We start from the raw sequence: 3,243 nt of genomic DNA, 5'->3' as shown, positions 1-3,243 counted from the left end.
GCGTACCGAGGATCGTTGAGATGACCGCGACTCCGAGCGCGCCGAAGACCTGGCGGACGGTGTTCTGCACTGCCGAGCCCGCACCGGCCCGGGCCAGTGGCAGCACGTTCTGCATCACGGTCGAAGCCGGCGCGATGACCGATCCCATTCCCAACCCGAAGAAGAAGAAGATCACCAGGATGAGCCACAGGTGGGTGTCGAGCTGTAGCTGGGTCAGGCCGAGGAGCGCGAAGCCGACGACGAATAGACCCGATCCCATCACCACTTTGTAACCAAAGCGATTGACCAAGGCAGCCGATCGAGGCGCGGAAATGATCTGCCCCACTGCGAACGGCAAGAAGCACAGCCCAGCGGTCAGCGTGCTGTAGCCGCGCAGCACCTGCAGGTAGAAGGGCAGCGTGAAGGTGATGCCGGACAACGCGAAGAACGCCAGACTGACCGCGGTCAAGCTGACTGCATAGCCACGATTCTTAAACAGGGAGACATCGAAACTGCGGTGCGTGCTCCGCGCTTCGATCCAGAGGAAGGCGACGATGATCAAGATGCCCAACCCCATCGGAATGAGCACCGAGGCGACCAGGAACGAGCTCGTTTCCGACGCGTGGATGATGCCGTAAACCAGCAGCACCAGCCCGACAAATGACATCACCAAACCGGGGATATCCAGCGGTTGCGGCTTGGGGTTCTTGGTCTCGGGGACAATCCGGATGATTCCAATGAGACCGATGATCACGATCGGCACATTGACGAGGAAGACTGCGCCCCAGTCGTTACCGGTCAGCCAACTGGTCCACCCCGGGTGCTGAAGCAGCAGCCCACCGAGGACCGGGCCCAGCGCAACGGCGGCGCCGACCGCACCAGCCCACATGCCGATTGCCCGGCCGCGTTCGTGCGGTGGGAACACCACGGTGATGACCGCCAGCGTGACGGGCAGAACTGCCGCACCGCCAATGCCCATCAGTCCGCGGAAGCCGATCAGAGCGCCGGCGCTGGGCGCGAACGCACACGCGGCGGACGCCAGCCCGAACACGCTCAAACCGATGATCAGAATGCGCTTGCGGCCGTAGCGGTCGCCGAGCACGCCCCAGGTGAACAGCAAGGCCGCAAACACCAGGATGTACGCGTCGACGGCCCAGACCAATTGGCTCTGGCTGGCGTTCAGGTCCCGCTGGATTGTCGGCAGCGCAATGTTGAGGATGGTGTTGTCGAGCACAACCACCAGCAGGCTGGTGACCAGCACCGCGAGGATGGCCCAGCGCCGTGGATGACCTTCGCCGCTGGTGGTCCATTCGGCCTTTGATCGTTTGTCGCGCGCCTCTGCTCGTGAATCCGCCATGGTGTTCCCTCGCTACGAGAGTTCCGCGCGCTGCTCGCTGCAAAACCCGTCGCGAGCTTACGCCCGCTTTCAACTATCTGCCATGTAACCCTGCTCACGCCGGTGCACCCCTGTTTCGACTTTGCTACCGCAACACCCCGGCGCACGGGCGCTACGCGCGCCCGCGCCGCGTGTTGCGGTAGCAAAGTGGTGGGTGGTGGGGTCCCGCAGTCGCGCGGTGGTGGGTGGTGGGGTCGCGCAGTCGCGCGGTGGTGGGGTCGCGCAGTCGCGCGGTGGTGGGGTCGCGCAGTCGCGCGGTGGCGGGTGGTGGGGTCCCGCAGTCGCGCGGCGTGGGTTGTCAGGCCGCGTTCATCCTGGGCACGCCGATGATGGTCAGCAGCGCCCAAGCGAGATTCGCCAACCCAACCTCGACCTGGAAGTTGTTGCGACCTCCGCTGTCCCAGCCCATCCGAACCGCGTCGTAGCGGTAGTAGATCGAGTGCCGCAGGAACGACAGACCACCGGCACCACCGACGGCGAGCAGTGCCGCGAGGGTCAGGCTCGCGGGAGTCTTCGCCACCGTGAGAAAGCCGACGAAACATCCCGCCGCCCCGAACGCGTACGTCAGGTACATCAGGATCATTGCTGGCTTCGAGCTGACCGCTTGCTGCTCGGTGGTCGTCATCAGGTGACACCTCTACCTCGGCTGTGCGCGCTACGTATGGGTGAGCATCTCCACTGCCCGGAGTGCCGACGTAGCGCTAACTCACGCCGGTTGGGCGTGCCCGCCGGTCAGATCAGGCCCTGCGATCGGGCCCAGGCTTCTGAGCGGGCCATCCCCTCGCCGAGATCGACGAGCGGCTCAAAGCCGAGCACCGTGCGCGCCTTGGCGATCGAGAACGAACCATGTCGGGAGAGCATCTGCATTGACGCGTCGTTCAGTTCGCTCTTGCGACCGATCCGCCGTTGTGCCGCACCGACGGTGCTGGCCAATCGAACAGCAACGGCACTCGGCATCTTGATCAGTCGCCCGCCGGCCATCCTCGCGATGTACCCGAAAAACTCGGCGGTCGTGACGCCCGTTCCGTCGCTGAGGATGAAGATCTCTCCGGCGGCATTGTCGGAGGCGATCGCCAGCACCATCCCATCGACAAAGTTGTCGATGTAGATCGGCGTGAAGATGCCTTTGCCGCGACAGGGCAGGATCATCTGGTGGGCTTTGGCGATCTTGATGGGCTCGATGATCCACACTGAGCCTGGGCCGTAGACGTCCCCTGGGCGGATGATCGTGCAATCGATCTCACCGGCAGCGTGAGCCGCCAGCACGACCGCCTCACCATTGACTTTGGTATCGGTGTAAGTGTGACCATTGACCCGGATCGGGTAGGCCTCATCCGTCTGACCGGGGTAGTCAAACCCGTAGGCGGCGATTGAACTGAGGTGCACAAAGCGCTTCACGCCGGCCGCAGCGGCGGCCCGCAACGTCCGCTGGGTGCCCATCACGTTGACGTCCCACGCATCGTCCAACCGGGCGACATTCGAGACGATCGCCGCCGTGTGGATCACCACGTCGCAACCCCTGAGCGCCGACTCCCATGTGCCCGGGTCGGTGGTGCTACCGGCAACGATTCCGTTGTCCAGGTCGGGTACTAGATCGACGCCAGTGACCTGCGCACCCAACTCGCGCAGACGCGCCGCGAGCGCCTTTCCGATGAACCCATTCGCGCCCGTGATGAAGACCCTGGCTGGGACCTTTGGTGCTGGACGATGCTGGTTTGTGGTTCCGGTCGTTGGCATCATGGAAAGCTACCGCAGTCCGGTCAGGGAACCGATCGACTCCCTACTGGTGCAACCCGCAGGGAGGTGTTGTCAGATAGGGACATGCCCGCAGACGAACTACCGCAGCCGCGCCCGGACGATCGGGGCCT

Annotated in this window: 3 protein-coding genes; all 3 read right to left on the bottom strand. The window is 64.2% G+C overall.

From position 1 onward, the window contains the following. The coding region (locus KAZ48_11535; GenBank protein MBP7973422.1) for an MFS transporter at positions 1-1,336 on the bottom strand (1,336 nt) is incomplete at its 3' end. Between the two features lie 337 nt (positions 1,337-1,673). Continuing rightward, a complete protein-coding gene (locus KAZ48_11530) occupies positions 1,674-2,000 on the bottom strand; it encodes a hypothetical protein (GenBank protein MBP7973421.1) in 327 nt (108 codons plus the stop codon). 107 nt (positions 2,001-2,107) lie between these two features. After that, positions 2,108-3,115, bottom strand: a complete 1,008-nt coding sequence (locus KAZ48_11525) for an NAD(P)-dependent oxidoreductase (GenBank protein MBP7973420.1) — start codon at positions 3,113-3,115, stop codon at positions 2,108-2,110. Positions 3,116-3,243: the final 128 nt, after the last annotated feature.

It is taken from the genome of Candidatus Nanopelagicales bacterium, assembly GCA_018003655.1.
Lineage (GTDB): Bacteria > Actinomycetota > Actinomycetes > S36-B12 > UBA10799 > JAGNDY01.
The sequence above is the reverse complement of the archived record's forward strand: the minus strand, read 5'-3'. Positions and strand labels throughout refer to the sequence as shown.

Excerpts from the sequence above, each read along its gene's own strand:
- KAZ48_11530 (MBP7973421.1), bottom strand. The coding sequence starts at position 2,000 with ATGACGACCACCGAGCAGCAAGCGGTCAGCTCGAAGCCAGCAATGATC.
- KAZ48_11525 (MBP7973420.1), bottom strand. The coding sequence starts at position 3,115 with ATGATGCCAACGACCGGAACCACAAACCAGCATCGTCCAGCACCAAAG.